We start from the raw sequence: 26,202 nt of genomic DNA on the forward strand, positions 1-26,202 counted from the left end.
CGCCAAGCGCGCGTGCCTAGACCAACGGGATGAGGGGTCCCCTTTCGACGCCTATCACCCCGCTAACGGGGTCCTTTTTCCACGCTGATCCACACCTACACGGATACGCGAGACCTGCCTGTTCAGGGCGGGAATCCGCTCAAGAATGCCCATGTCAACGCGTGTGACCGGGCAGGGGTTGCCAACTTCACGGTCCACGACTGGCGTCACCACTGGGCGAGCCATTGTGTCATGGCAGGCATCGATCTTCTGACCATCATGCGCCTTGGTGGATGGAAATCGCTCCGCATGGTCCAGCGCTACGCAGCCCTCGACACCACGCATATGAAGGCGGCCGTGTTGAAGCTTTCCTGAGCCATCAAACATCCTTGCTGCCAGTCTTGCAGGGGCTGGCAGCCACCACGCCCCTGATGCGCTCCTCCTCCAACGCCGCTCATTAAAAGACCGGGGACATGTCATCGCCGTCTCTGCAGATGCTGCGCGTCCTTTCGTCTATCTCGCGCCCTCGATAGGGCGGGACGATGATCCCGTGTGGTCGCTGGACGGGACGCACATCGTCTTCAGCCGGGCGCGGGCGGGGTGCCGAGGCTCCTCACGTCGGGATGATCCAGGGCGACGACGATCGCAATGTACGGTTCGACCAAACCGCGGATCTCGCCCGGCGGCTGACTAAAGCGGGTGTCCCCTTCGAGGGAATGGTGAAGCGCTGCGTGTCGAGTTGGAGAATGAGGGGCATGACTGGAACGCTCTCCCGACCCCGGCTCGGCTATATCCTCATGCATCGGAGCCGTGAGCCCGTGCGGCAGCACATGAGCGGCGGCGGCCTGCATCTTGTTCTTCCAGCCCGAGACGATGTCGCCGCCGTCCTTCATCATGTGCGTCCAGCCGTCCTTTGCGACCCTGGCGGGGTCGTCTTTCTTGGTGGTGCCGACGCTGGTGTCACCCAACTCCGCTCGGTCGAAGAACTCGGTTTCGGTGGTGCCCGGCAAGGTCCGTGGCGAAAGCTCCACCGACGCCATGATCGCTGTTCTCAAGGCCGCGTTCGAGGCGAAGGGCGCGACGGTCGAGGAGACGATCCGCACCGCGGCGCTGAACATCAAGGCAGGTGTGACGTCGGACGAAGGCGAGGGCGACGACTGGCCCAGGTGCGCCGCAAAATCCTCGCGGCCGACGTACTGATCCTCGGTACTCTGATCTGGATGGGCTCGGCAGGCAGCATCGTCAAGCGGGTGATGGAGCGGATGGATGCCTTCCTGGAAGAGACCGATGGTCAGGGGCGGAAGCCGAGCTATGGGCTGCATATTCGGCAGGCACAGTCTTCGACGCTCAATATCGTTTGAGCAGAAGGTCGACGCTTCCGTGAACCGTTCGGCCTTTATCGCTAAACCGATCAGGATGGAGCTCGCAGTCTTTCTCGAGCGCAGCACGAATATCCTCGATCTGTTTGTCGGTAAGATGTTCAATCGCGATGAATTCTTCGCGTGCGCGATCGACCGATCGAAGCAGTTCGTCAAGCTTGGCCTGCATCGCAGCACCATCGCGGTTCTGACTATTCTGGATCAGGAACACCATCAAGAAGGTTACGATGGTCGTCGCCGTGTTCACGACCAGTTGCCATGTGTCGGAATAATCGAACACCGGGCCTGATACACCCCAGACGATGATCAGGCTCAAAGCGAGAATGAACGCAATGGGTCGGCCTGCAAAGGCCGCGATGCGGCCTGCGATTTGGGTGAAGAGGCGGTCCATAGATCCTCCGGCATGCGCAAACTGTGCCGCCGTAACGGTGGCGGCGGCATTTGGCTCCGCAGGTAAAATGGGGGGGCGGCCCTGCACTGCTTGGTCGCGGAACGGTACGAACTCCAAGGGGTTCAAACGTTTATGTCTAAGATCATCCCGTCGCTCTTTCCGTGTAGGTCAAGGTTCGAAGCTGCTTTGACCCGGCGATTGCATGACCATATTGCCGACACGAGCTTCCCTTGCGTAGGGGCCAAGGCGGCGCTGGCGCGCGGCATGCTGAAAGTCCTCGTGGCCCGCGACCTTGCGAGCGGATGGGACGATTTGCGCATCCATGACCGGCTGCTGAGCTTCGCGGGCGAATATCGCGCCGACCCAGGCTTGTATCGCAGCCTTGCCGTCGTTTTCGAAGGGCCGGTCACTATGTCGGAAGCGGAATTCGAACAGGCAATCTGGAGCCGAATTCAATCCATGTCCGACAAGGACGTGTGGCGGGGACAGAATTATGACGACACGGTGAGCCATGATCCGGAGGATCCGCATTTCTCTCTCTCCTTTGGAGGAGAGGCATTTTTCGTGGTTGGCCTCCATCCTCGCGCCAGCCGTCCGGCTCGCCGCTTCGCCCGCCCGGCGATGATCTTCAACCTTCATGCGCAGTTCGAGACGCTACGGGCTCAGGGGAAATATGAAGGGATACGCGAAAAGATCATGATCCGTGACGAGGCGCTGGCCGGATCGCGTAATCCCATGCTGGCTCGTCACGGTGAATCGAGCGAGGCGTGCCAATATTCCGGGCGGACGGTGTCGGCGAACTGGCGATGTCCCTTTCGCTACAATGGTGGCCAATGAACCCCCTCTCTCGCATCCCCGAACGAAGTGGCACGGCCTTCACGCTTAGAAAAGGGCAATTTCTGGTCGTGATTGATCCGCTGGGCCAGCAGGTCGCAGATCTTGTCGCTTTCAATGCCGCAGATACGCGCGAGGCGATTTCGTCCGGTCGGACGCTGGATTATGCAGAGAGGATTTATCTGTCGACTGGCGACACGCTGTATTCCAATCGATCGCAGGCAATGCTCGACATCGTCGAGGATAGCGTCGGTCGGCATGATTTCCTGCTGACACCCTGTTCCATCGATACCTTTCGCCACTTTTATCCTGACAAGCCGCCCCATCGGGGCTGTTTTGGAAATCTCACGGCGGCGCTCGAGCCATATGGCATTCAGGCCGACCAGATACCGGGAGCGTTCAACTGCTTCATGAATGTGCCGGTCGACGCAGACACAGGAAAGTTGCGCGTGCTTCCACCGCTTAGCAGGGCAGGCGACCATGTCCGTTTTGAAGCGGGCATGGATCTGATCATCGGCCTTACCGCTTGCTCGGCCTACGACTCAAATGGAGGAACGTTCAAGCCGATCGATTACCGAATTGAATGAGCTGGCGTAGCAGCGCACACGGCTCGTCGCGCAGGCGAGGATCAAGCCATCTTCAATGGAGATTAGCGCGCTGGCGGTGCTCGCGGGGAGGCCGGAGCTGCTGTCACCCGAGCTGACCACTTTCCGCTCTTTGCCGGTCGGCCTCCTGTCGAGCCAATGAAAAGCAAAGGGCCGAAGAGCAATCCCATGGCTCCCCCCAAAAAATGCGGGAAAAGGAGCTCGGTCGTGATGGCTGTCGAGCGTTGCCGATCTTTGGAAGGGTGTGTGCTCGCCGCTGTTGTCCCATGGGGATTGTAAGTCCCGGACCTGGAACGTATAGTGAACATATGAGTCATCTCGATCTCCGTGCGAAATTGTCGATCCTCGCGGACGCGGCCAAATATGATGCGTCCTGCGCGTCGTCGGGTACCGCCGTTCGATCATCCGCCGGACGCACGTCGGGCATCGGATCGACGGAGGGCATGGGCATCTGCCACGCCTATGCGCCCGATGGCCGCTGCATCTCGCTGCTCAAGATCCTGCTGACCAACAGCTGTATCTTCGACTGCCACTATTGCATCAACCGCAAGAGCTCGAACGTGCGGCGGGCACGCTTCACGGCAAAAGAAGTCGTAGACCTGACGCTGTCCTTTTACAGGCGCAATTATATCGAAGGCCTGTTCCTGTCCTCGGGCATTATAGGCTCTTCGGATTATACGATGGAGCAGTTGGTTGAAGTCGCTCGATCGCTGCGCGAAGATCATGGCTTCCGGGGCTATATTCACCTCAAAACCATTCCCGATGCGGATCCTGCGCTGATCGAGCAGGCCGGCCGCCATGCCGACAGGCTCTCGATCAACATCGAATTGCCGACGGAGGCCGGGCTCGCTCGCCTCGCCCCCGAAAAGTCCGCGCCGCGGATCGAGCATGCGATGAGTGCGCTACGCTCGTCGATCGAGAGCGGGCAGGATGCGCGCCGGCGCTACCGATCTGCCCCAGATTTTGCGCCGGCAGGACAATCCACCCAGATGATCGTCGGGGCGGATGCCTCCACCGATCGCGATATCGTCGGTCGCGCCAGCACGCTCTACGATCGCTACCGCCTTCGCCGTGTCTATTATTCGGCGTTCAGTCCGATCCCGGATGCCAGTGCAGTGCTGCCGCTCCAGCGTCCTCCGCTGATGCGCGAGCACCGGCTTTATCAGTCTGATTGGATGATGCGCTTCTACGGGTATGAACCGCGCGAGGTTGCGGCGGCGGCCGATCCGGTCACCGGCATGTTGCCGCTCGACATGGACCCTAAACTGGCCTGGGCGCTGCGGTTTCGCGATCGTTTTCCGGTCGACGTCAATCGCGCCCCGCGTGAGGCGTTGCTGCGCGTGCCGGGGCTCGGCGTAAAAGCGGTCGATCGTATCCTTGCGTCGCGTCAATGGCGTCGGCTGCGACTGGCGGACATTGCCCGGCTGTCGCGCTCGATCGCGAAGCTCCGCCCTTTCCTCATCGCAGAGGACTGGCGCCCGGTGAAGCTGGCGGATCAGGAGGAGGTGGCGCTGCGTTCAAAGCCGCGTGCGGAACAGATGGAGCTTTTTGGCGCCTGATCCGCGCGGAGCGTGCAGGCTGCCTCACCGGGATGGAGAAGATCGTGCGGGTGGTCCGCCTCGCCGCAGAGGATGATTTCGAGGGCTGGCGCAGCGCGGCGCGCAGCGCGGCCCTTGCCGGCATTCCTGCTGAACATCTGCACTGGCAGCCGGGCGAAGCCACGACCGACCTGTTTGCAGCCAGTATCAATTCCGCACCTCTTCCTCCCGTCGCTCCAGCCGACGATTTTGCGGTGCCGCGTCGTTTCATTGATGTCGCGAGCGATGCGATTTTGCATGTCGATCCCTCGCGTTTCGCGCAACTCTACGCGCTGTTGTTGCGCCTGCGCGATCACCCCGCACTGATGGGGGATGAAGCCGATCCGTCCCTGCGACGGATCTCGGGCATGGCGGCGGCCGTGCGTCGCGACATTCACAAGATGCGCGCCTTTCTCCGCTTCCGTGAAGTGATCGAGGCGGACCGTACGCCTCGCTATATCGCGTGGTTTGAACCCGAGCATCATATCCTGCGCGCCAATGCCGGCTTTTTCGTTCGTCGCTTCGCCACGATGCGGTGGTCGATCCTTACACCGCGTGGGTCGCTGCATTGGGATGGCGCGACGCTGCACGAGGGGCCGGGCGCCCACCGCAGTGAAGCTGCCGGCGACGATCCGGTAGAGGCCGTCTGGAAGAGCTATTACGCCTCCATCTTCAATCCCGCCCGGCTCAAGATCGGGACGATGCTGAAAGAGATGCCTCGGAAATATTGGAAAAACATGCCCGAAACCGCGTTGATCCCCAGCCTGATCGCGGGTGCTGAAGCGCGGGAGAAAAATATGGTCGAGGCGGCCCGGATCCGTCCCTTAGGCGATGGGCGCGCGGCGCTTGAGGCCTTGCGCGAGGAGGCGCTGTGCTGCCACCGCTGTCCGCTCTGGAAACCGGCGACACAGACTGTGTTCGGAGAAGGCCCGGCGGATGCGCACCTCATGCTGGTGGGCGAACAGCCCGGTGATCAGGAGGATCTGGCCGGCCATCCCTTTGTCGGCCCGGCAGGCAAAATACTTGATCGTGCGCTGGCCGAAGCCGGCATCGATCGCGCCAACGCCTATGTCACCAACGCCGTGAAGCATTTCAAATTCGAGCCGCGCGGTAAGCGGCGTCTGCATGCCAAGCCCAACAACGGTGAGATCAGCGCCTGCCGCTGGTGGTTGGATCAGGAGCGGTCGATCGTCCGCCCACGTTTCATCATGGCATTGGGCGCCAGTGCCGCGCAGGCTCTGCTGGACCGTCCCGTCACCATCACCCGGAGCCGGGGCCAGCCCATCCTTCTTGATGATGAGAGCGAAGCGTGGGTGACGGTGCATCCGAGCTTCCTGCTACGGATACCCGATGAAACGCGGCGGGCTGAGGAATATTCGAGATTCGTCGCTGATCTCACCGCACTCAAGGATAGAATAACGGCGCTCTAGGATCGAGATCCATGGACGGGTTTTCCGTGTCGCTCTCCTCGCGGTCAGGCGACACCGGCGCCGCCGGTCACGCCATAGACTTCGCCATTGATGTAGCTCGCCTCCTGGCTTGCCAGCAGCACATAGACACTCGCCAGTTCAACAGGTTGCCCCGGTCGGCCGAAGGCGCTTGCCTGGCCGAACTTTTGCACCTTCTCCTGCGGCTGACCTCCGCTCGGCTGGAGTACGGTCCAGACGGGTCCGGGCGCGACGATATTGGCGCGGACGCCGCGCTGGATAAGCTGTTTGGCGAGCGCCTGCGTGTAGGCGACGATACCGGCCTTGGTGGTCGCATAGTCCAACAGGATGGCGGACGGTTCATAGGCCTGGATTGAGGCGGTCGTGATGATCGACGCGCCGGCCTCGAGATGGGGGACGGCTGCCTGAACGATCCAGTGCAAGGCATAGAGATTGGTCTTGAGCGTCCGGTCGAAATCCTTGGATGAGACCTCCTCGACGCTTTTGCGGAATTGCTGACGACCGGCGTTGACGACGAGGATGTCGAGGCCTCCCAGCCCGGCTATGGCCTGCTCGACCAAGCGGCGGCACCACGTCTCGTCGGTGATGTCGCCGGGGAGTGCCACGGCCTGGCGGCCATCGTCCTCAATCAGCTTCATCACCTCCTGCGCGTCCGGCTCCTCGTCGGGCAAATAGGAGATGGCGACGTCGGCACCTTCGCGCGCGAAGGCGATGGCGGCGGCGCGCCCGATGCCGCTGTCGCCACCGGTGACGAGCGCCTTGCGCCCGACGAGCTTGCCCGAGCCCTTGTAGCTCGTTTCGCCATGATCGGGCCTAGGGTTCATCTCGCGGGCGAGGCCGGGGGCGGCTTGCGGTTGCTCGAGGAAGGGCGGGCGTGGATATTGGGTGCGCGGGTCCTGCTTGGTCAGACGGTCCGTCATGATGCTTTCCTCCGGCGATTCTGAGTGTCAGCCTCTGTTCAGCCTTGGCTGGAGCGACAATTCGGTGGTTGGTTGGGTTGCGGCGTCCCCTGCTCCTGCTGCCCGGCAGCCAGTCGCGATGTTAGGGGCGATCACTTACGACCGCGTCCTTCGGCACCAACAGGCTGCGCGGATCGGACTCCGCCTCATCTATCGGTGGAGGGGCGCGGCATGACATCTCTCCATCGGGTCAGACTGACTGAACCGATCCGAGAGGCCGCCGTTCCGGCGTGTTTCGAATTTCGTTGGGATCTAACCGAAGTTAATCAACGTGATGCGATCGATGGAGACCCTCGCACATACGCAATCGTGGTGCCCTTCAGGCCCCTCTCAATACTTCGGCCACTTCCGGGCGGATTTTTGGCTCTTGCCGAACGCTGCGCAGCAGCGGCAGCGAGATGCGTGCCCCATCGGACGCAAATCGTGCCGATTACCCCGCGCGCCCGTTTCGGCTGGGCTGCACCGGATCGCTTCAATTCGCAGGTGCGAGATTGACGGCCTTCGGCTCTGCAGGCGGCAGGCCATCGGCCTTGTCTTGGGCCAACAACTGCTGCTTGCGAGCCAGCATCTGGTCCCGGAGCGAAACCAAGTCCACGTCGGTCTGGCGGCACTGTGAGAACATCCCCTTGGCCGGCATCTCCTCCTCGTGGACATGATGCTTGATCTCCTCCGACAGCACCTTGACCTTCGCGTCGAAGAAGTCTGTCTCTGGAGCCGATGCCTCAATGTCGTTGATCAGCACCTTTGCCCCGTCATGCTCGACATAGGCCTCATCGAGCGTGTCGTCCTCGATCTTGCCGCGAAAGGCCGGGTAGAAGATCTCCTCCTCGAGCAACGTGTGAATCTTGAGCTCGACGCAAATCTGGCGCGTTATCGTCTTTTTCCGGTTTCCCGCTTTCGCTGCCTGAAATTGCTCGAACAGGTCTTCAACGGTTCGATGATCGGCCTTGAGCAGCGCGATGGCATCGGTGAACGACTGGTCCGCCATGATCTGGTCCTCCCTAGCGCTTCCGACACCAAAGCGCGCGGGCGCAATCCGTTCCTACTGCGCAAGACTCTCAAGTGACTGATATAAAAACTTAATCCAGAGCAATAGGCAGACCCGTCGATGGCTGGCTGTAGCTTCGCTGGTTGCGTTTCGTGGCCAGTGTGGAGGCCCCGTGACAGTTTCCAGGTTTCCCTGAGTTATCGGAGGAGGCGCTGCACGTCTGTACAGACGAAAAATTAGGATCTGTCTGTACATTGAATGTACAGACAGATGTGGTAAACCCGTCTGTACAATGAGCATGGCCCTTCAACCGTCCATCCGAACGATGTTCGCCGACCTCGTGCAGCAGGTCGATACGGCGCCGTTGGCCGGCTCGGTCTATACGCGGCAACGCGACGGCATCGAATATATCTACGCTAAGCTCCCGGTCGGTCGGGATCGGCTGGATCGGTTCATCGGCAAGTCCGGCGATCCGGAGGCGGAAGCGCAGGCTGCGTCGCTCCGAAGGGGCGGTGAGTTGGCAAGACGCCGTCGTGAAATCGTATCGATGCTCAAAGGGCACAAGCTCGCCGGTCCTGACCGGGCGCTCGGTGCGGCTCTCGACGCCATCGCATTTGCAGGCCTGTTCAAGCAGGGGGCCGTTCTGGTGGGGACCGGCGCCTACATGATGTTCGAACCCTTGGTTGGCAGCCGGCTTCCCGCGCCGACGCTGATGACGGGCGATCTTGATCTGGCCACGGCACAGATGGCGCTGACCGCAGACCCGCCGGAGCGAATGGAAGACGTCCTGCGTCGTGCCGATGCGACCTATGAAGGCATTCCACAGCTTGATCCGCGCCAACCGTCATCCCGCTTCCGTAACGCCGAGGGCTATCTGGTCGATCTTCTGACACCTACGCGAAGCCGGTTGGATCAAAACCCGATACCGCTGAAAGCTTTAGGGGCGGGTGCGGCACCGCTTCAATATCTCGACTGGCTGATCAGGGAGCCAATACCCACAGTCGCACTATGGGGTTCGGGCATCGCGTTGCAGGTGCCCCAACCGGCGAAGTTCGCTGTTCACAAGCTCATTTTGGCTCAGCGTCGCGATCCCGCCAATCGCCATAAACGGTCGAAGGATCTCGATCAGGCTCGGGCGTTGATTGACGCCCTTCTTGCCTATGACCGCTTTGCTATCGAGGACACGCTGGTCGATGCTCGGGGGAAGGGGCGTGCCGGCTGGGCCGAACCGATCGCAAGATCCCTGGATGAGATCGGCATTCAGATATGAGTTCTGAACAACTGCTAATCGGCCGGTGTCCCGCTTAGGATTGAGTGTGCTGCCGCTGGTTTTGAAACCCGCTAATCCAAGTACCCACGGAACCGGTTGCAGGTCAGCCATGGCTGCTGTCCAAAGCGATCTTCGGTGGCCCCGAAGAAGCCCTTCGCTCAAATCTGGCGATAGCAAGCACCCTTCCGCACACAAGCAATCGCCCTCTTGGTCGACGCGGAACCGACGCCGGCCAGCCGGATTGATACGCGATATGCTCGGAGGTCCGCAGATGCCCGCGCGCGCCTATTGGCAAGGCCAGATTCGCCTCGCCCTCGTATCGATCCCGGTCGAGATCTATGCGGCCACCAAAAGCGGTGCGAGCGTCTCCTTCCGCCAGATTCACGAGCCTTCGGGCAAGCGCATCCATTATGAGAAGGTGGTCGACGGCATCGGCCCGGTCGACCCGGAAGAGATCATGAAGGGCTTCGAGATCGAGCGCGGCGAATATGTGCTGCTCGACGAGAAGGAGATCGAGGGCGTCAAGCTGGAGAGCAAGAAGACACTGGAACTCACCCAGTTCGTCGACATTGGCGATATCGACGCCATCTATTACGAGAAACCCTATTATGTCGTCCCCGCCGACGATCTGGCGGAGGAAGCCTTCATCGTTCTGCGCGAGGCGCTCAGGCGGGCGAAGAAGGTGGGGCTCGGGCAATTGGCGCTGCGCGGCCGCGAATATGTGGTGAGCCTGAAGCCATGCGGGCGCGGCATGGTACTGGAAACACTGCGCTACGCCGACGAAGTCAACAAGGCGGCGAGCTATTTCCGTGACATCGGCGATACTAGGCCGGACGAGGATCTGCTCGATCTCGCCACCTCGCTGATCGAAAAGAAATCCGGCAGCTTCGACGCGGCGAGCTTCCACGACCGCTATGTCGATGCGCTACGCGACCTGATCGCCCGCAAGCGCAAGTCCAGGACAGGCAAGGTCAGCCTCGACGTTGAGGAGCGGGCGCCCTCGCGCGGTTCCAATGTGATCGACCTGATGGCGGCGTTGAAAAAGTCCCTCGACAAGCCGGCCCGCGATGCCAAGCCGAAGCCCGCCACGAGAAAGGCCGCTACCCGCAAGGCGCCCGCGAGGAAGCCGGGCACAACCCGGAAGCGCGCGTGATGGCCAGAGCCCGCAAGCCCGATCCGCTCGAAGCCTACAACGCCAAGCGCGATTTTACCAAGACCGCGGAGCCAAAAGGCGTGCGGCACCGCGACACCGGCCGTCTCTTCATCGTCCAGAAGCACGATGCCACGCGGCTCCACTGGGATTTCCGGCTGGAGATGGATGGCGTTCTCAAGAGCTGGGCGGTGACGCGCGGCCCGAGCCTCGATCCGAATGACAAGCGTCTCGCGGTGCGCACCGAGGATCACCCCATGTCCTATGCGGGTTTCGAAGGGACGATCCCCAAAGGAGAATATGGCGGCGGCACAGTGATGCTTTGGGACAAGGGAACGTGGGAGGCGGTTGGCGGGAAGGATCCGACCAGAACGATCGATGAAGGCCATATCCATGTCATCCTCCACGGTGAACGGATGAAGGGCGAATGGCTTCTCGTCCGGATGAAACCCCGTCCGGGCGAGAAGCGGGAAAACTGGCTGCTCCGCAAGATCGAGGATGCCCATGCCGGCGCATCGGGTGGGCTGGTCGACGCCGGCCTCACCAGCGTCGAGACCGGGCGGAACATGGCCGAGATTGCTCAAGGCGATGGCCCAGTGTGGCACTCGGATTCGAAGAGAGCCAAGTCCGATCGGGCGGCCGCCAACGCACCCGGCAGGATGCCCCCCAAGCCCAAGGCGGAGAAGAAGAAAGGCAAGCTCCCGGCGTTCCGCGATGTGCAGCTCGCGACCCTGGTCGATCATGTGCCATCCGGATCGGACTGGCTGCATGAGGTTAAATATGACGGTTATCGCGCGCTGATCGCCGTCTCGGGCGGCGAGGTGCGGGCCTACACGCGCAACGGGCTCGACTGGTCGGATCGCTTCCGGCCGATCGCCGAGGCTGTGGCCGCGCTTGGCCTCGGCTCAGCGTTGATCGACGGCGAGGTGGTGGCACTCGACAAGGAGGGCCAGCCCAGCTTTTCCGCCCTTCAGAACGCCTTGCAGGAGGGCAGGGGCGATCTGCACTACTTCGCCTTCGACCTGCTGGAAGAGGATGGCAGGGATATGACGAAGTTCGGCAATGCGGAGCGCAAGGCGCGCCTCGCGGCCCTCCTTGCCGATGCGCGCGAACCGATCCACGTCGCCGAGCATATCACCGGTTCGGGCGAGGCCCTGTTCGGGAAGCTGTGCAAGGGCGGCTATGAGGGCATCGTCTCCAAGCGTGCCGACGCGCCGTACCGCGGCACGCGGACGCGCAACTGGCTCAAGGTCAAATGCACGCGCCGGCAAGAGTTCGTGATCCTCGGCTATCTGGAGAGCGACAAGAAGGGGCGTGGTCTGCGCAGCCTGGTGCTCGGGCTGAATGAGGGCGGCCGGCTCCACTATGCGGGCCGTGTCGGCACAGGCTTCGCTGCCGAAGCGCGCGAGCGGCTGATGGCGAAGCTCCGCCCGCTTGCCCGCAAGACGCCGGCCGCCGAACTGCCGAAGGCCGCCGCGCGGGGCGTAACATGGGTGTCGCCGAAGCTGGTCGCAGAGGTGGCTTTCGCTGAACTCACGGCAGACGGGGCTGTCCGCCACGCGAGTTTCATCGGCCTGCGCGAGGACAAGGAGGCGGCGGAGGTCGTCCCCGAAACTGCCGTTGCGCCCGAGGACGTCAATCTCTTCGGCATTGCGATCACCCATCCCGACCGCGTCGTCTTTCCCGGCGACGGCACGACCAAGGGCGACCTCGCGGCTTATTATGCGAAGCTTGCCGATCCGCTGCTGCTCTGGCTCGCCGGGCGACCCGTGAGCCTCGTCCGCTGCCCGCAGGGCCGCGCGCGTCACTGTTTCTTTCAGAAGCATGACGCCGGCAGCTTTGGCGGGCGTGTCGATACTGTCCCGATCCGCGAGAAGAGCGGCAAGACCGAGGACTATCTCGTCGTCAATGATGGCGAGGGCCTGCTCACCTGCGTTCAGATGGGGACGATCGAGTTTCACGGGTGGGGCGCCCCCGCCGCCGATGTCGAGCATCCTGATCGGATGGTCTTCGACCTCGATCCCGAGGAGGGGCTCGACTTCGCTGAAGTCCGCCGCGCCGCCATGCAACTGCGCGATCTGCTGGGTGAGATGGGGCTGGCGAGCTTCCCGATGGCTTCAGGCGGCAAGGGCGTGCATGTCATCGTGCCCCTGGACGGCAAGGCGGACTGGCCGGCGGTCAAGGACTTCGCATCGCGTTTCGCGCGCGCGGTTGCGGAGGCGCATCCCAGCCGCTTCACGGCCAATATGCGCAAGGCCGAGCGGAAGAACCGCATCTTCATCGACTGGTTGCGCAACGAGCGGGGTGCGACGGCCGTGCTGCCTTACTCGGCTCGCGCCCGCGAGGTGGCGAGTGTGGCCGCACCGATCACATGGGCGGAACTGGAAAGGCTGGAAGATGCGCGGCCTTTTACCACGAAGGACTGGGAGCAACTCGCCCGGCGCGCGAGCGGGAAGGCGCTCACCGGTTGGGGCGAAGCGGATCAATCGCTGCCCAATCTGTGAGCTTCTAACTCAAGCGACCGCCCTACCAGATGGCCCACATCCTGCAATGGCGGGAGCGCGCCCTGCCCCATAAGGGAGCAGGTGTTCGACACGCTAACCGCCGACCGCGACAACCGGTATCCGGTAATCGACGGAACCATCGTCCGCGCCCATCGACAGGCGGCGACCGGAAAAGGGGTGGGCTAGCTGGCCTCGTGGTTTGCCAGCAGGATGCGATCGGCCGTTCTGCACGCCATGGCTTGTATGGTAAGCGACGGATTGACCCCGCCGACAGTGGGGAAAATTGATCCATCGCAGATCCAGAGATTGGGAATATCCCAGCTTCGGCAGTCAGAGTTAACAACGCTGGTCGCCGGATCGTTGCCCATTCGGGCTGTGCCGTTCAGGTGGCAAGTGTCGTCAGATTCCTGCCAGCGCTCGGTTGCCCCGGTAGCTGCGAGGCTTTGGTCCATGAAGTCCAGCGCGTGGCGGATCATGGCCTTCTCATTGTCCCTGAACGCGAAAGTCACGCGAGGAATGCGAAGGCCGTATTGATCGCACTCGTCGGCGAGCGTGACGCGATTGCGTTCGTCAGGCAACACTTCGCCGACCATCTTGAGACCCACCGAATGATTGACGCGCGCCATCTCGTCGATGAGCGCCTGACCCCAAAGACCACGTCCGCCGGACAGCGTCCTGGCCCATGTGATCGGGAGCGGCCCCTGGCTCATATAGCTCCAGCCGCCGAAATAATCCTTGCCGCGATCCTCGTAATTCCAATGCTCGGAGATCGCGAGGCTGGGTGGCCCCTTGTAGGAGCGCACCTCGTCCTCCACTATGCCCCATACGGCCTGATTGAGCTGAACCATCAGGTTCTTGCCGACAAGGCCTGAGGAATTAGCGAGACCATTCGGAAATTCGCCGTTGGCGGAGTTCAGGAGCAACCTTGGCGTCTCAATCGCATAGCCTGCGACGATCACGTTGCGCGCGGGCTGAAAGCGCCATTCGCCCTCGCGGTGATACTGCACACCTGTGACGCGGCCATTCTTCGTCTCGATCTGCCCGACCATCGCCAGATCGCGGATTTCTGCGCCGGCCGCCAGCGCGCGGGGCAGCCATGTCACCAGCACGGACTGCTTGGCGTTGGTGGAGCAGCCGGTGACACAAAACCCGCGATAGACGCAGGGATGTGCCTTTCCACGCGGTGCCGACAAAGTGGCCAGCGGCGTCTCCGTCCAGTCGATACCGAGCGCTTCGGCGCCACGCGCGAGATATTCGGCGGCGGCGTTCAGGGGATGGGCGCGATAGGGGTAGCGCCCCCGATGCGGCCCCCATGGATAGCGCACCGGCCCGGCGATCTTCAGCGCATCCTCGACTTCGGCGTAATAGCGCCACATCTCCCGCCAATCGACGGGCCAGTCCGCGCCATAGCCGAGCTTGGTGCGCGCCTTGAAATGCTCCGGCCGAAAGCGGAGCGAGACCATCGCGAAATGGACCGTCGATCCGCCCACCGACTTGCCCGAATTGTTGGAGCCGAGCTTGATCGGATGCTCGCCATCGACGATGCGTTCATCGGTCCAGTAGAGCTTTTCTTGATGGGTTTCGTCGGAGGCGAAATCCTCCAGTGGCCGCCAATAGGGGCCGGCATCCATCGCGATGACGGAGAAGCCCGCCTCCGCCAGACGGGCGGCGAGTGTGCCGCCTCCGGCACCGGTCCCTACGATGACGAAATCGACCGCCTCCGTCTCGGAGTAGCTGCGCATCGGAACCCAGCCTCCGGGCGTAAAAACATCTGGCGCGCGACCATGGATCGCGCGGGGCACCCGCTCGGGATCAGGCCCCATGATGGTTGCCTTCTTCGCGCGCTTCCCACGGGTCGCGCCGATTGGCGAGAAGCCGGACATAGCCACGCGGCGAGGCGGGGCCGCCGAAGCCCATCGCGCTCCACGCCGAGGGATGGGCATAATAGGCGCTCACGATGTCCGGGATCAGCCGCCACGACCAGAAGAGGGCCGGGGGAAAATCCTGCCAGGCCTCGGCCTGTGTCTCGCTGGCCTCGATGGCGCGCAGCAGATCGTCTGCCTCGCGATTGGAGAGCAGGGCGAAGGGCTGGCCGTGTCGGGCCTGCGCCTCCGCGTCGATGGCGGCGAGACCGATGGTCCACGCCTCGCGCAGCGGGGGGAGGCGGTGATGGCGATAGCCGTCCGGCCGGTTCGCCATGATCCTGTGGAGCAGCAACGCCACGGTGTTGACGGGTGGGCGATTATCCGGCTGCGGCACGATCCGTTCGATCAGCCGGCGCAGTGTTGCATGTTGCTCCGGCGAGAGGATGTCCGGCTCGGCCGTTGCCATGCGCTCGGCGATCACCTTTCTGGTGACGGGATTCCAGCTCAGCGTGTCGCTCTTGGCGAGCACATCATAATCGGGATAGCGATCAGCCATGGTGCTCCTTTCGTTGGCGCAGGAGCAGCAGAGCGCCCAGCCCCGCCAGCGCGAGCCCGGTAAAGGCGGGTGGCGCGGGCACGGGAGGGCCGGCGAGGATATTCTGTCGCCAGTTCCGCCACCCGCCCATGTTGCGGGCGACGCCGTATATGTGGAAGCCGACGCCCACGAGTCCGAGCGCGACGGTCGCGCCGAGCAACATCTGCGTCATGGGATGCGCGCTTCCGCTTGCAGCATCGCGCGCGAGTGCGGTGGCAGCCATCGGAGGAAGCACGATCGGTAGCCACATGAAGGGGTTATGGTACGCTCCCCGGAAATGGAGTAGCCCCGCTTCCGCGACCGTGCCTAGCAAACCGACCGCACAGATCACCGCGAGCGGGCGTCCGATCGCGTCGCGTTGCTCCGCCGGACGGGCGCGTAGTGTGTCGGCGGTCCGCCCCAATAGCCCGGACAGTATCAGCGCCGCGGGTGCGCCTGCCGGCGCCGCGTAGAACAACCCGTTCATGCCGCCCGCCGTCGGGCGCTTGAGGATATTGTAGGCGTGAAAGCCAAGGCCCGTCGCGCCCACCCCCATTGAGCCGACGTGAGAGGAAATGCCGATCGATCGCCCCTCATCGCGGCCAAGTGCCCGGCCGGCATTCACCACGATGCCAAGGCCGGCCGCCGCCAGCGGCAGCACCATCGCCGGATTGCGGAAGGAGCCGCGATAATGTTCCAGCGCGCTGTCCGCGAGCACCGAGGAGGCGAGCGTTGCCGCGCCGGCTGCGACAAGGCTGGCGACCAGGTTCCGGCTTGGCACGTCCTCCATCAATCCCCCGCTCCCAGAAGATGGGAGAAGAGCTGGCGCGCGCTGCCCTTGATGACGCTTGTCTCGTCCGGATCGCCTTTGGCCAGCATCGAGGTGAATTTGCGGGCCTGATCGAGCGTGATGTGCGGCGGGAGCGGCGGCACTTCGGGGTCAGTCTTCACTTCCAGCACCACCGGCCGGTCGGCGGCGAGCGCTTCGTCCCATGCGGAAGCCAGCCGGTCGGGATCGTCCACGAACAAGCCTTTGAGACCAATCAACTCCGCGAAGCGATGATAGGGGACATCGGGCAGCGTCTGCGTCGCCTCAAACTTGGGGTTGCCCTCCATGACTCGCTGTTCCCAGGTGACCTGATTGAGATCCTGGTTGTTCAGCACCACCACGATGAAGCGCGGATCCTCCCATTTCTGCCAATATTTGGAGACGGTGATGAGCTCCGCCATATTGTTCATTTGCATCGCGCCATCGCCGACGCTGGCGATGACGGGCCGCTCGGGATAAGCGAATTTCGCGGCGATGGCATAGGGTACGCCCGCGCCCATTGAGGCTAGTCCGCCGGACAGCGAGCCCATCATGCCGCGGCGCATGACGATATCGCGCGCATACCAGTTCGCGCAACTTCCACTGTCGCTGGTGAGGATGCAATTGTCGGGAAGCCGGGGACTCAGTTCACGGAATATGCGTTGCGGATTGACCGGGTGGGCCGGCGCCATCGCGCGATCTTCGAGCGTCTGCTCCCATTCCTGCTTCCAGCCGGCAATCGTGTCGCGCCATCCATTGTCGGGTTTTGCGGCCAGTAGCGGAAGCAACGCTTCGAGCGTGGCGGTAACGTCGCCGCAAAGATTGACCTCCATGGGATAGCGTATCGAGAGCATCCCCGGATCGAGATCGACCTGAACGCCGCGCGCCTGCCCTTCATGGGGAAGGAATTCGGAATAGGGGAAGCCCGAGCCGAGCATGAGCAGCGTGTCGCACTCCATCATCATGCGATAGCTGGGTTTGGTGCCGAGCATCCCGATCGAACCCGTCACCCAGGGCAGCGTATCGGGCACCACCTGCTTGCCGAGCAGAGCCTTCGCGCAGCCCGCGCCCAGCCGATCGGCGACGGCGATCACCTGATCGGCCGCGCCCTTCGCGCCCGCGCCGACCAGCATGGCGACCTTCTTGCCGCTGTTGAGCACATCGGCCGCCCTGCGGAGATCGGCGTCCATCGGCATGACGCGCGGCGCGGACCAGCCGACGCCCGAGAAGACCGCGCCATGTTTGCGCGGCGGTTGCTCCATCTCCAGTTCCTGAAGATCGTTGGGAAAGATCAACGCCGTCACCCGTCGCTCGCCCAGCGCGATCCGCACGGCGCGGTCGGTCAGATGGCGGACCTGCGCGGGGACGGTCGCATAGCCGGTGAAGGCGCCGGCCACGTCCTTGAACATGGCGCCGAGGTCCAGTTCCTGCTGATAATGCGCGCCAATGGCGGTGCGCGCCTGCTGTCCGGCAATTGCGAGCACCGGCATATGGTCCAGCCGGGCGTCGTAAAGCCCAGTGAGAAGGTGAGCCGCGCCGGGGCCGGAGGTCGCTAGGCAGACGCCAAGCTCGCCCGTGAACTTGGCGTGGGCGGAGGCCATGAAGGCGGCCATCTCCTCATGACGCACCTGTACGAACTCGAACTTGTCGCCCGCCCGATCGAGCGCGCCGAGCAGTCCGTTGATGCCGTCGCCGGGATAGCCGAAGATGCGCCTGACACCCCATTGGTGAAGCCGCTCCCAGAAGAAATCGCCAACGGTCTGCGCCATGACGCGCGCCTCCCTTGCGTTAAAATGTCCAGCAATGTCCGAGTGATGGGGTAACGGATCGCGAGCCTGCCCGTTCCCTTGCGGGGTTAGACTTGCGGAAAAGGGGGAGCATGCATGTGGCGCAGGATGTCCGGGCCAAGCGCATCGATCGAAGGCACGCCAAGTTGCCCAAGTTCGTTCATCGCCTGCTCTTTGAGGATATCGAGCGCGCGATAGACGCCATCTTCACCATCCGCGCAAAGGCCGTAGAGTGTGGCTCGTCCCGTCAGCACGCCGTCTGCGCCGAGCGCAAGTGCCTTGAGCATGTCCGTGCCATGGCGGATACCGCCCGACATCAGCAGCGTCACGCGATCGCCAATGATCTCGCGGGCCTCGCGAAGCATATCGAGCGCGGAGATCGCCCAGTCCATTTGCCGACCACCATGGCTGCCGAGGATGATCCCGTCCACGCCATGATCGAGGGCCTGACGAACATCGTCCGGGTGGAGAATTCCCTTGATGAAGAAGGGGCGCTTCCAGCGATCGCGGATTTTCGCGATGTCATTCCATGACAGGCTGCGTGGCATCTGCTCCCGAATCCAGAATGCGCTCTCGAAGAATCCGCGCCGGTCTTTCGGAACGAAGTCGATCACATTGGCGAACCTTGGCATCCCGTGGGATAGAGCGCTCGCGCACCAACGGGGATGGCAGGCGGCGTCGATCAAGGTCGCGAGAGAAGGGCGGGATCGGGTGGCGCGCGTCCGGCTGTCCCATTCGCGATCGCCGAAGATCTGCGAGTTGGTGGTAAGTACGAGCGCCTCGCAGCCGCAGCTTTCGGCCCGGCGAAGCAGTTCCTGCCAAATCTCCTCGCCGCCGAAGACATAGAGCTGCCACCAGTGGCGCAGACCTGCGATGGAGGCGACATCCTCCATGCGGTCGTTGGACATGGTACTTTGCGTGAAGGGCACGCCAAACTGGGCCGCCGCGCGGGCCAAGGCCATGTCGGCGTGACGCATGAAGAGGCCGTTCAGCCCCGTCGGTGCGATGGCGAGCGGCATCGCGGCTTCGCGCCCGAGCAGCGGGCGCTTGAGGCTGCGATGGCTCTCATCGACCAGCGTGTGCGGCCTATAGCGCCATTCCGCGAACGCCTCACGCTCGCGTCGCAACGTCGCTTCCTCGCCGGCGCCGCCTTCGAGATATTCCAGAACGAAGCGTGGCATCAGTTTGTGCGTCCGCGCGCGCAGATCTGAAATGGCGTGAACCCGATCGAGATGGCGGCCAGTATAATATCGGCGGCGCGGCGAGCCGTGCATCTGCGCCACGGATACGGCGGGGATAGCCGGGGAAGTGTTCATGGCCTCGCTGCCTGCGTCTGGAGTTTGCCGAACTGCTCGGGCGTCAGACGAGGCAGCGCCTCGACGAAAGCGACCACATTGGCCACTTGATCGTCGCTGTCGATCTCGCCCCAGGCGGGCATGGCGGTCATCTTCACGCCGTCGTGAATGATCGTGTAAAGCTCCGCGTGGCTCCACCGCGCGGGGGCATCGATCAGGAAAGGGGGCGTCGGCAGCATCGCGCTGGCCCAGGGAGCGCGGGCCATGCCGGGGCCGCCATGACAGGCGAGACAATGCCGATGATATTCGCGTGCGCCGGCCAGCAGGGCTTCCGGCGTCACGGGCTTGGGCGTCCGCGATGCATCTGCCAGCCGCGCGGTCGAGTGGATCATCGTGGTGTGAACGGCCCATGCCACAATCGGCGCGTGGGGCGTGCTCGCGCGCGTATCGTACAGTCCTCCGAAAATGACGCAGAGCCCGATGATCGCGCCGACGACGCCGACGGTCAGCAGACCGGCGATCCAGCCGGGGAGAAAGCGGTCGAGTTTATGCCAACGCATCGGTCCGCTTCACCGAAGTGTCAGGAGATAGGCGGCAGCATCGCGCGCGTCGCCGCCGGTCAGATGCTGGTTGGGCATGACATTGCCTTTCACCACCGATTCTGGGGACAGCAGGTAGCGGGTGAGATTGTCCGGCGAATTGGGCAGCGCGCCGGCGATCATCTGTTGCGACCCGAAGTGGGAGAGGGGTGGCCCAACAGTGCCGTTCGCTTCAGCGACGCCGGCGATCCAATGGCAGGAGCCGCAGGCATGACGATTAATCACAAGCTTGCCTCGTGCCGGATTGCTTGTTGGCCCCGGCCTGGCATTGCCGCATCCCACGAGCATCAGCAGGCCGATCAGTCCTACCGCACGGGTAGCGCCTGTTGGCCCAGAAAGTCGATTTTGTGCGCCATGCATGGATGGAGCAGCCTCCGCAAAGCGGCGCGAAACCCACTCATGCCACCGACGCAGATCGGCTGCCGAAACGGGGCGCGCGTGGAATGATGTATCAGTGAAACGAAAGGAGAAAGCGGCGGTTCCTCCCGTCTGCCCGTCTCCCGGATCGGAACATCGCCCAAATTGCTTTCGTTGTCCGCCTGTTGCGGAAAGAATTGGGGGGGCGCTGGCAGATTGCTCGACACCCAGTGCGGATCGTGCAGGTGCAGATCATCACGCCGCTGATCTTGCAGCAGATGGCGTCCGTGCCGCGGGGGCTCTATCTGTTCATGATCCTCGCACTCGGGGCCGCGTTCGGCGGATTGGGCATGTTCTTCGTGGGCGCCCTGTCGGTTGCCGCCTACACGCTGGTTATTCGCCTCTATGAGCGCGAGACACCCAACGAAGATGTGGATATGCCCGGCGAATGATGAACTACCCGACACATTCGGCAGTCCGACGCGTTGTTCCAGCGGCGGATTCGGGAGAAAGCGCGATGACGGATGAGAAAGTGCCGGTGCATTTCACCGGCAACGAAGCGCGCGGAGGCGAGATCATCCTGCGGAGCCGCATCAGGCGTTGGGTGTTTATCGCCGGCCTTGCGGGGATGGTCATTGTTTTATTTCTGGCAGGTTTTGCAGGCATCAAATTCTGATCGATACGATGCCGAGGCCCATCGCCACCGCGATGCGAGTGGGGATCAGCGTTTGTCGAGTGTTTGAAGATAGTCGGCGATCCGGGCGGCCTGCGGCGGGGTGAGACCAGTGTCGGGCATGGCACCACCCGGTTGAAGCATTTGCGGATGGAGCAGCCATCGGATCAGCATCTGCCGGTTATTGGTAAAGCGGCCCGCGATCACCTGCCGTCGCGCGAAGCCGGTAAGCGAGGGGCCGACACGGCCGATTGCCGTTCGCACGCCCGGCACGACATGGCACGCACCGCACTTCGCCGCGATCAAGGCCTTCGCCTCGTCGTGGCGATGTCCATCATGGCAGGCGGTGAACGCCAGCGCCGCGCAGAGCGGGATCAGCCGACGCATCGCGGCACCAGCGCGAGACCGGCGAGCGTCACGAGCGTCGCGATCGTGAAGCCAAAGCCAAGGATCATTCCCCACATCGCGATGAAGCGCGTCCGCCCGCGACCGATATGGACATGATCGTCCTCGGTCTCGTCCATCACCGCGCGCAGCGTCCGCCACGCGGCCATCCCCGAGGCGGCTGCCAAGGCCGCGCAGAGCAGCAGCAGAACCAGCGCGATGACCCTCGTGCCATCATAGCCGGGCACTGGCGCTTCCAGTCGCGTGTCGAGCGGGAAGCAGGGCCAACTGAGCAGGCTGTCTCCGATGCAGATCTGGGCGAGCCAGGCGAGCGGCCCCGTGACGAGGAGAAAGCCCGTCCGTGCCGTCGAGAGCCGGTTGCCCTTCGGCGCGGGATGGTGGCTGAGGGTGCTCACGTGCCGAACCCCAGATAGGGCGTCAGATAATAGGTCGTGAACACGAACAGCCACACGATGTCCACGAAATGCCAGTAGAGAATGCCGGCGGACACGGCGATCCGGCGGCGCGGCGAGAAGAAGTCGAGCGCCGTCCAGCCGAACAGGCAGAGCAGGATGATGAGGCCCACCACCACATGCGCCATGTGGAGGCCCGTGGTGGTGAAATAGAGCGAGGCATAGCCGTTTGTGGTGGGGCCGAACGCCTTGCCGGCCCATTCATGGACCTGCACGCCCGCGAAGATCGTGCCCATCACGAAGGTCGTGCCGAAGCCGATCAGCGCGCGCCGCCGGTCGCCTTTCTCCACGCCCTTTTCGCCCCACCAGGCGACGAAGCTGGACGAGAGGAGCAGCAGCGTGTTGGGCAGGCCGGGGATCATCTTGGGCGCCGGCTCCAGCACCCAGCCGGCGGGTGCCGTCGCGCAGAGATAATAATAGGAAAACAGCAGATAGCTGAACAGCGCCGCCTCGGAGGCGACCAGCATGGCCACGCCCCAGAAGCCCAGCCCCGCGCGCCCGATCGGGCCGACCGGCAGCGGGCCGGGGCGGGCGAGCGCGGCCTCAGCCATGGGCCGGCGCCCGTTCGAGAAGCTGGCGGCGAGGCCAGAGCCAGAAGAGCAGGGCTGCGAACACCAGCAGCCCGCTCGTGCCGGCGATCGGCCATGCCTTTAGCGCGAGCCCAGCGAACAACGTTGCCAGCCCGGCGGTAAGGAGCAGCGGGGCGTAACTGTCCTCGGGCATTTCCACGATGCGTTCGGGCTCGGCATCCATCGGGGTGGTGGTGAGCGTTTCCTTGCCATGATCGAGCGTCATGCCGCGGTCGAGCGTCGAGCGTGCGCGGCTTTCCTGAAGGCGGTTCTCCCAGAGCGGATGGCGGGAGGCGATCGTCGGGATCACCGCGAAATTATAGGGCGGTGGCGGAGAGGGGATGGACCATTCCAGTGTCGGCGCGTCCCACGGATTGTCATTGGCCGGCGCGCCCGATCGCAGGCTTTTTGCCACATTGACGAAGAAGATCAGCACGCCCGCCGCGAAGAGGAAGCTGCCGATGGTGGTGATGAGGTTGAGCCCGTCCCAGCCCATGCCGTCGGAATAGGTCCAAATCCGGCGCGGCATCCCCAGCAGGCCGGTCAGGTGCATCGGCAGGAAGCCGAGGTTGAAGCCGAGGAACATCGTCCAGAAATTCCAACGGCCCAGCCGCTCGTCGAGGAAGCGCCCGCTCATCTTCGGAAACCAGAAATAGGTCGCCCCGACGACCGGGAAGACGTTGATCCCGATCAGCACATAATGGATGTGCGCGACGACGAAATAAGTGTCGGTGAGCTGCCAGTCAGCCGGAACGCTGGCCGTCATGAAACCCGAAACGCCGCCAATCACGAACAGCAGGATCATGCTGGCGTAGAACAGGAAAGCGGTGGTGATGACCGGCCGTCCCGTCCAGATCGTCGCCAGCCACGCAAAGACGGCCACCGCGCTCGGCACCGTGATTATGATCGACGCCCCCGAGAAGAAGCTCAGCGACAGGGCGGGCAGGCCGGTCGCGAACATGTGGTGGACCCACACGCCGAAGCCCAGGATCATCGTGGCCACGGTGGAGAGTGCCACCAGCGAATAGCCGGCGAGCGGCCGGCGGCAGAAGACGGGCAGGCCGTCCGAGACCATCCCCATCGCCGGCAGAACGATCGCATAGACCCACGGGTGGCCGAACAGCCAGAACAGATGCTGCCAGAGCAGCGGCTGTCCGCCGAGCGCGGGCTGGAAGAAGCCGGTGCCGAACTGCCGGTCCATCCACAGCAGGAAGAAGGCGAGGCTCACCGCCGGCACGACGATCAGGTTCGCAACCGAGGCAGTGAGCGTCCCCCAGATGAGGATGGGCAGCCGGTTGATGGCCATGCCCGGCGCCCGCATCTTGAAGGCGGTGACGATGAAATTGGCCGCGCCGACGGTGGTGGAGATGCCGAGCAGCATCATGCCCAGCGCATAAATGTCCTGATTGGGGCCGGGGCTGTAATTGCGCTCCGCATAGGGGACATAGTTGAACCAGCCGTCGTCCGGCCCGGCGCCGACGACGAAGCCGCTGTAGAGAAAGATCGCGGCCGCCAGATAGACCCAGTAGCTGAAGGCATTGAGGCGAGGAAAGGCCATGTCCCGGCTGCCGAGCAGCAGCGGCCAGAGATAGTTGGAGAAGCCGGAGAGGATGGGCGATGCATAGAGGAAGATCATCGTCATCCCGTGCATCGTGAAGAACTGGTCATATTGCTCCGGCGTCAGTAGCCGCAGGTCCGGGCCGGCCAGTTGGAGGCGGATCACCAGCGCTTCGATCCCTCCGATTATCAGCATCAGGAAGGCCGTGACGATATAGCGCAGGCCGATTTCCTTGTGGTCGACCGTCGAGAGCCAGCCGCGCCAGCCGGGCTCCGTCTCCCAGATGGCGTGGAGGCGGGTCCGCAGCGCGTCGGTGACGGCGCCGATGTCCGGGGTTCGCATCGCCGCAGGCCTCATTGCAGCGTCTCCAGATAAGCGATGACATCGGTGAGCTGTTCGCCCGAAAGATGCTGGGCGGGCATCAGCGCTCCGGGCTTCACGCCTTGCGGATCCTGAATCCAGCCACCCAGCGCGCCGGGATTGTTGGGGAGCATCGCGGCAGCGATCAGGCGCCGGCTCATGAGGTGGGTGAGATCGGGGCCGCCGCGGGCGGTGGCGCTGGTTCCCCGGATGGCATGGCAGAGCCCGCATCTGGCCATGGTGAGTGCGTATCCCTGTCGTTGGGCCTGCGTTGCCGGTGGCGGCGCAGGCTGAAGCTGGTCTTGCCGCCAGCGCTGGAACTCGGCCATCGGCTGGGCGACCACCTCGAAGCCCATCTTGGCATGTTCGGCGCCGCAATATTCGGCGCATTGACCGCGGAAGATGCCGGGGCGGCGGGCCTCCAGCCAGGCAATGTTCTGTTGGCCGGGAATGGTGTCGGTCTTCCCTGCGAGTTGCGGCACCCAGAAGCTGTGGATGACGTCCCCACCGCGCAGCCGGATCTCCACCGGTACGCCGACGGGAATATGGATTTCGTTGGCGGTCACGAAGCTGTCGGCGGGTTCGGTGCCGTGATAATCCGCCTCCCACCACCATTGGTGCGCGGTCACGTCGATGGTCATCTCCGGCCGCCGTGGTGGCCCCGCGACCTGCGCGAGCGCCGCCATCGTCCAGATCAGGGAGATAAGCAGCGGGACGGACGAAATCGCAAGACCGATGGTGATCCAGCGCAGACCGCCGGCATGATCGCGCCGGACGGGTTCGGCCGCCGTTTCCGCCGCGCCGCCGCCTTTCGCGCCGCGCAGGCTGCCGAGCAACAAGCCCGCGACGACAAGGCACACCACCACCGAGACGATCAGCATGAACCATGTGAGCGGAAGCGTGACGTCGGCGCGCCGTCCGGCGCTGGAGAAGAGATAGTCGAGCGGCGTTGCACTCATGCCAGCCGCGCGGGTTCCAGGGCGCGCCACAGCATCGCCATCGAGCGCAGCCCCACGATCAGGAACAGCAGGCAGCCCGGCACCCACATCAGAGCGCCGCCCAGTTGCTGGTCGCTGAGCGGCGTGAAGCCCCAGGCCGAGGCGGTGAAATAATGCGGTACGAACATCGCGTGGCCCGACAGCGTCAGGATCGCGCCGAGCAGTCCCATCTGCATCGAACTGATCGTGCCGGCTGCCAGCGCGCTCGCGGCCAGCCGGGGCGGATGGGAAAGCAGCACGCTCCACAGCCAGATCGCCGATCCGAACAGGGTGGCGTGCATCGTCCAGTAGAGGGTCGTGGACCAGAAGGTCGCCGTATAGGGCGTCGGCATATGCCAGAACCACAGCGCGGCCATGAAGGCGAGCGTGGCGGGCCAGAGATGCCCCGGCCGTTCCCAGCGGGGCGGTGTGGCAAGGCCGATCAGCGGTGCCGCGATCAGGATCAGGATCATGTGCTGGCCGACTCGCGCCGAGAAAAGCGAGACGGACAGGGCGCAGAGCGGCGATAGGAAAGCACCAGCCGCCATGATCCATCCGACAAGTGCGAGCGAGACACGCTGGTTGTCGCCCCGCAGCATCCGTGCATGCAGCAGAGTGAGCAGGAGCAGCGCGGCCATGAGAACAGGATCGCCGTTGAAGCGGCCCGCCAGATCACCCGGCATGGGTGGCGCCCCGCAATAGGGAACCCCATAGGCCATCAGCTTCCCCTGCCATCCACTTTTTTTACTGACAGGCAAACCGCAGCCCGCCCAGATGGTTCCGGGAGGCTGACATTTTCAAGAGGTTAGGCCCCGTTCTCCGGCAGGGGCCGCGCCCGC

The 26,202-nt window shown here is 63.5% G+C and carries 29 protein-coding genes; 12 read left to right on the forward strand and 17 right to left on the reverse strand.

Going from position 1 to position 26,202, the window contains the following annotated elements; all coding sequences use genetic code 11:
• Positions 1-114 precede the first annotated feature (114 nt).
• Positions 115-354: a tyrosine-type recombinase/integrase gene (locus tag FHS98_RS08640; RefSeq protein ID WP_243847962.1), complete on the forward strand. Its 240-nt coding sequence runs from the start codon at positions 115-117 to the stop codon at positions 352-354.
• Positions 355-560: 206 nt separating this feature from the next.
• Here the strand turns inward: FHS98_RS08640 and FHS98_RS19060 are convergent, their stop codons facing one another.
• Positions 561-1,097, reverse strand: a complete 537-nt coding sequence (locus FHS98_RS19060; RefSeq protein WP_208402157.1) for an SDR family oxidoreductase — start codon at positions 1,095-1,097, stop codon at positions 561-563.
• Positions 1,098-1,145: 48 nt separating this feature from the next.
• On the opposite strand from FHS98_RS19060, the gene FHS98_RS19065 reads away from it, so the two are divergent.
• Positions 1,146-1,340 (forward strand): flavodoxin family protein, encoded by a 195-nt coding sequence (locus tag FHS98_RS19065; RefSeq protein ID WP_208402158.1) that lies wholly within the window; start codon positions 1,146-1,148, stop codon positions 1,338-1,340.
• Here the strand turns inward: FHS98_RS19065 and FHS98_RS08655 are convergent.
• Entirely contained in the window at positions 1,327-1,749 is a 423-nt protein-coding gene (locus FHS98_RS08655) for a low affinity iron permease family protein (protein ID WP_167103102.1), read from the reverse strand. The genes FHS98_RS19065 and FHS98_RS08655 overlap by 14 nt on opposite strands.
• A 132-nt stretch (positions 1,750-1,881) precedes the next feature.
• On the opposite strand from FHS98_RS08655, the gene gntA reads away from it, so the two are divergent.
• From gntA to FHS98_RS08675, 4 genes are all read left to right on the forward strand, one after another.
• Positions 1,882-2,586: a guanitoxin biosynthesis heme-dependent pre-guanitoxin N-hydroxylase GntA gene (gene gntA, locus FHS98_RS08660; protein ID WP_167103105.1), complete on the forward strand. Its 705-nt coding sequence runs from the start codon at positions 1,882-1,884 to the stop codon at positions 2,584-2,586.
• A complete protein-coding gene (locus tag FHS98_RS08665; protein WP_167103108.1) occupies positions 2,583-3,170 on the forward strand; it encodes a DUF1989 domain-containing protein in 588 nt (195 codons plus the stop codon). The genes gntA and FHS98_RS08665 overlap by 4 nt, the downstream gene beginning before the upstream one ends.
• Positions 3,171-3,496: 326 nt before the next feature.
• The gene (locus FHS98_RS08670; RefSeq protein ID WP_167103110.1) at positions 3,497-4,747 is read left to right on the forward strand and encodes a putative DNA modification/repair radical SAM protein; all 1,251 of its coding nucleotides are present in this window, start codon (positions 3,497-3,499) and stop codon (positions 4,745-4,747) included.
• A 32-nt stretch (positions 4,748-4,779) separates the two neighbouring features.
• Positions 4,780-6,195, forward strand: a complete 1,416-nt coding sequence (locus tag FHS98_RS08675) for a UdgX family uracil-DNA binding protein (RefSeq protein WP_208402159.1) — start codon at positions 4,780-4,782, stop codon at positions 6,193-6,195.
• A 44-nt stretch (positions 6,196-6,239) separates the two neighbouring features.
• Here FHS98_RS08675 and FHS98_RS08680 read toward each other — a convergent pair whose 3' ends face one another.
• The gene (locus tag FHS98_RS08680; protein WP_167103113.1) at positions 6,240-7,133 is read right to left on the reverse strand and encodes an SDR family oxidoreductase; all 894 of its coding nucleotides are present in this window, start codon (positions 7,131-7,133) and stop codon (positions 6,240-6,242) included.
• A 511-nt stretch (positions 7,134-7,644) separates the two neighbouring features.
• A complete protein-coding gene (locus FHS98_RS08685) occupies positions 7,645-8,160 on the reverse strand; it encodes a hemerythrin domain-containing protein (protein ID WP_167103116.1) in 516 nt (171 codons plus the stop codon).
• A gap of 292 nt (positions 8,161-8,452) precedes the next feature.
• Here FHS98_RS08685 and FHS98_RS08690 point away from each other — a divergent pair, with 292 nt between their 5' ends.
• The 3 genes from FHS98_RS08690 to ligD all read left to right on the forward strand — a co-directional run bounded on the left by FHS98_RS08690 (position 8,453) and on the right by ligD (position 13,084).
• Positions 8,453-9,430: a GSU2403 family nucleotidyltransferase fold protein gene (locus tag FHS98_RS08690; RefSeq protein WP_167103119.1), complete on the forward strand. Its 978-nt coding sequence runs from the start codon at positions 8,453-8,455 to the stop codon at positions 9,428-9,430.
• Between the two features lie 271 nt (positions 9,431-9,701).
• On the forward strand, positions 9,702-10,583 hold the full coding sequence (gene ku, locus FHS98_RS08695; protein WP_167103122.1) for a non-homologous end joining protein Ku: 882 nt from the start codon (positions 9,702-9,704) through the stop codon (positions 10,581-10,583).
• Positions 10,583-13,084, forward strand: coding sequence for a DNA ligase D (ligD, locus tag FHS98_RS08700; protein WP_167103125.1), 2,502 nt, complete (start codon positions 10,583-10,585; stop codon positions 13,082-13,084). Before ku ends, ligD begins: the two co-directional genes overlap by 1 nt.
• A 182-nt stretch (positions 13,085-13,266) precedes the next feature.
• Here the strand turns inward: ligD and FHS98_RS08705 are convergent, their stop codons facing one another.
• From FHS98_RS08705 to FHS98_RS08725, 5 genes are all read right to left on the reverse strand, one after another.
• Complete coding sequence (locus FHS98_RS08705; protein WP_243847935.1) at positions 13,267-14,826, reverse strand: GMC family oxidoreductase; 1,560 nt, start codon at positions 14,824-14,826, stop codon at positions 13,267-13,269.
• Between the two features lie 70 nt (positions 14,827-14,896).
• The gene (locus tag FHS98_RS08710; protein WP_167103131.1) at positions 14,897-15,505 is read right to left on the reverse strand and encodes a gluconate 2-dehydrogenase subunit 3 family protein; all 609 of its coding nucleotides are present in this window, start codon (positions 15,503-15,505) and stop codon (positions 14,897-14,899) included.
• The gene (locus FHS98_RS08715) at positions 15,498-16,313 is read right to left on the reverse strand and encodes a hypothetical protein (protein ID WP_167104157.1); all 816 of its coding nucleotides are present in this window, start codon (positions 16,311-16,313) and stop codon (positions 15,498-15,500) included. The genes FHS98_RS08710 and FHS98_RS08715 overlap by 8 nt, the downstream gene beginning before the upstream one ends.
• Entirely contained in the window at positions 16,313-18,100 is a 1,788-nt protein-coding gene (locus tag FHS98_RS08720; RefSeq protein WP_167103134.1) for a thiamine pyrophosphate-requiring protein, read from the reverse strand. Before FHS98_RS08720 ends, FHS98_RS08715 begins: the two co-directional genes overlap by 1 nt.
• A gap of 86 nt (positions 18,101-18,186) precedes the next feature.
• Complete coding sequence (locus FHS98_RS08725) at positions 18,187-19,245, reverse strand: alpha-hydroxy acid oxidase (RefSeq protein ID WP_243847963.1); 1,059 nt, start codon at positions 19,243-19,245, stop codon at positions 18,187-18,189.
• Here FHS98_RS08725 and FHS98_RS18800 point away from each other — a divergent pair.
• Positions 19,177-19,329, forward strand: a complete 153-nt coding sequence (locus tag FHS98_RS18800; RefSeq protein WP_243847984.1) for a hypothetical protein — start codon at positions 19,177-19,179, stop codon at positions 19,327-19,329. The genes FHS98_RS08725 and FHS98_RS18800 overlap by 69 nt on opposite strands.
• A gap of 101 nt (positions 19,330-19,430) precedes the next feature.
• On the opposite strand, the gene FHS98_RS08730 is transcribed toward FHS98_RS18800, so the two are convergent.
• Positions 19,431-19,973: a c-type cytochrome gene (locus FHS98_RS08730; protein WP_167103137.1), complete on the reverse strand. Its 543-nt coding sequence runs from the start codon at positions 19,971-19,973 to the stop codon at positions 19,431-19,433.
• 9 nt (positions 19,974-19,982) lie between these two features.
• Complete coding sequence (locus tag FHS98_RS08735; protein WP_167103140.1) at positions 19,983-20,372, reverse strand: c-type cytochrome; 390 nt, start codon at positions 20,370-20,372, stop codon at positions 19,983-19,985.
• A 236-nt stretch (positions 20,373-20,608) separates the two neighbouring features.
• Here FHS98_RS08735 and FHS98_RS08740 point away from each other — a divergent pair, with 236 nt between their 5' ends.
• Positions 20,609-20,821: a hypothetical protein gene (locus FHS98_RS08740; RefSeq protein WP_167103143.1), complete on the forward strand. Its 213-nt coding sequence runs from the start codon at positions 20,609-20,611 to the stop codon at positions 20,819-20,821.
• A gap of 65 nt (positions 20,822-20,886) precedes the next feature.
• Positions 20,887-21,045, forward strand: a complete 159-nt coding sequence (locus FHS98_RS08745) for a peptide ABC transporter permease (RefSeq protein WP_167103146.1) — start codon at positions 20,887-20,889, stop codon at positions 21,043-21,045.
• 45 nt (positions 21,046-21,090) lie between these two features.
• Here the strand turns inward: FHS98_RS08745 and FHS98_RS08750 are convergent, their stop codons facing one another.
• The 6 genes from FHS98_RS08750 to FHS98_RS08775 are packed head-to-tail and all read right to left on the reverse strand — an operon-like array spanning position 21,091 to position 26,082.
• Entirely contained in the window at positions 21,091-21,429 is a 339-nt protein-coding gene (locus FHS98_RS08750; protein ID WP_167103149.1) for a c-type cytochrome, read from the reverse strand.
• The gene (locus FHS98_RS08755) at positions 21,417-21,842 is read right to left on the reverse strand and encodes a hypothetical protein (RefSeq protein ID WP_167103152.1); all 426 of its coding nucleotides are present in this window, start codon (positions 21,840-21,842) and stop codon (positions 21,417-21,419) included. Before FHS98_RS08755 ends, FHS98_RS08750 begins: the two co-directional genes overlap by 13 nt.
• On the reverse strand, positions 21,839-22,450 hold the full coding sequence (locus FHS98_RS08760) for a cytochrome c oxidase subunit 3 (RefSeq protein WP_167103155.1): 612 nt from the start codon (positions 22,448-22,450) through the stop codon (positions 21,839-21,841). The genes FHS98_RS08755 and FHS98_RS08760 overlap by 4 nt, the downstream gene beginning before the upstream one ends.
• Complete coding sequence (ctaD, locus tag FHS98_RS08765) at positions 22,443-24,368, reverse strand: cytochrome c oxidase subunit I (RefSeq protein WP_208402160.1); 1,926 nt, start codon at positions 24,366-24,368, stop codon at positions 22,443-22,445. The genes FHS98_RS08760 and ctaD overlap by 8 nt, the downstream gene beginning before the upstream one ends.
• An 11-nt stretch (positions 24,369-24,379) precedes the next feature.
• The gene (gene coxB, locus FHS98_RS08770) at positions 24,380-25,345 is read right to left on the reverse strand and encodes a cytochrome c oxidase subunit II (RefSeq protein ID WP_167103161.1); all 966 of its coding nucleotides are present in this window, start codon (positions 25,343-25,345) and stop codon (positions 24,380-24,382) included.
• Entirely contained in the window at positions 25,342-26,082 is a 741-nt protein-coding gene (locus tag FHS98_RS08775; RefSeq protein WP_167103164.1) for a cytochrome c oxidase assembly protein, read from the reverse strand. The genes coxB and FHS98_RS08775 overlap by 4 nt, the downstream gene beginning before the upstream one ends.
• Positions 26,083-26,202 lie beyond the last annotated feature (120 nt).

It is taken from the genome of Sphingomonas oligoaromativorans (genome assembly GCF_011762195.1).
In the GTDB taxonomy this organism is placed as follows: Bacteria; Pseudomonadota; Alphaproteobacteria; order Sphingomonadales; family Sphingomonadaceae; genus Solisphingomonas; species Solisphingomonas oligoaromativorans.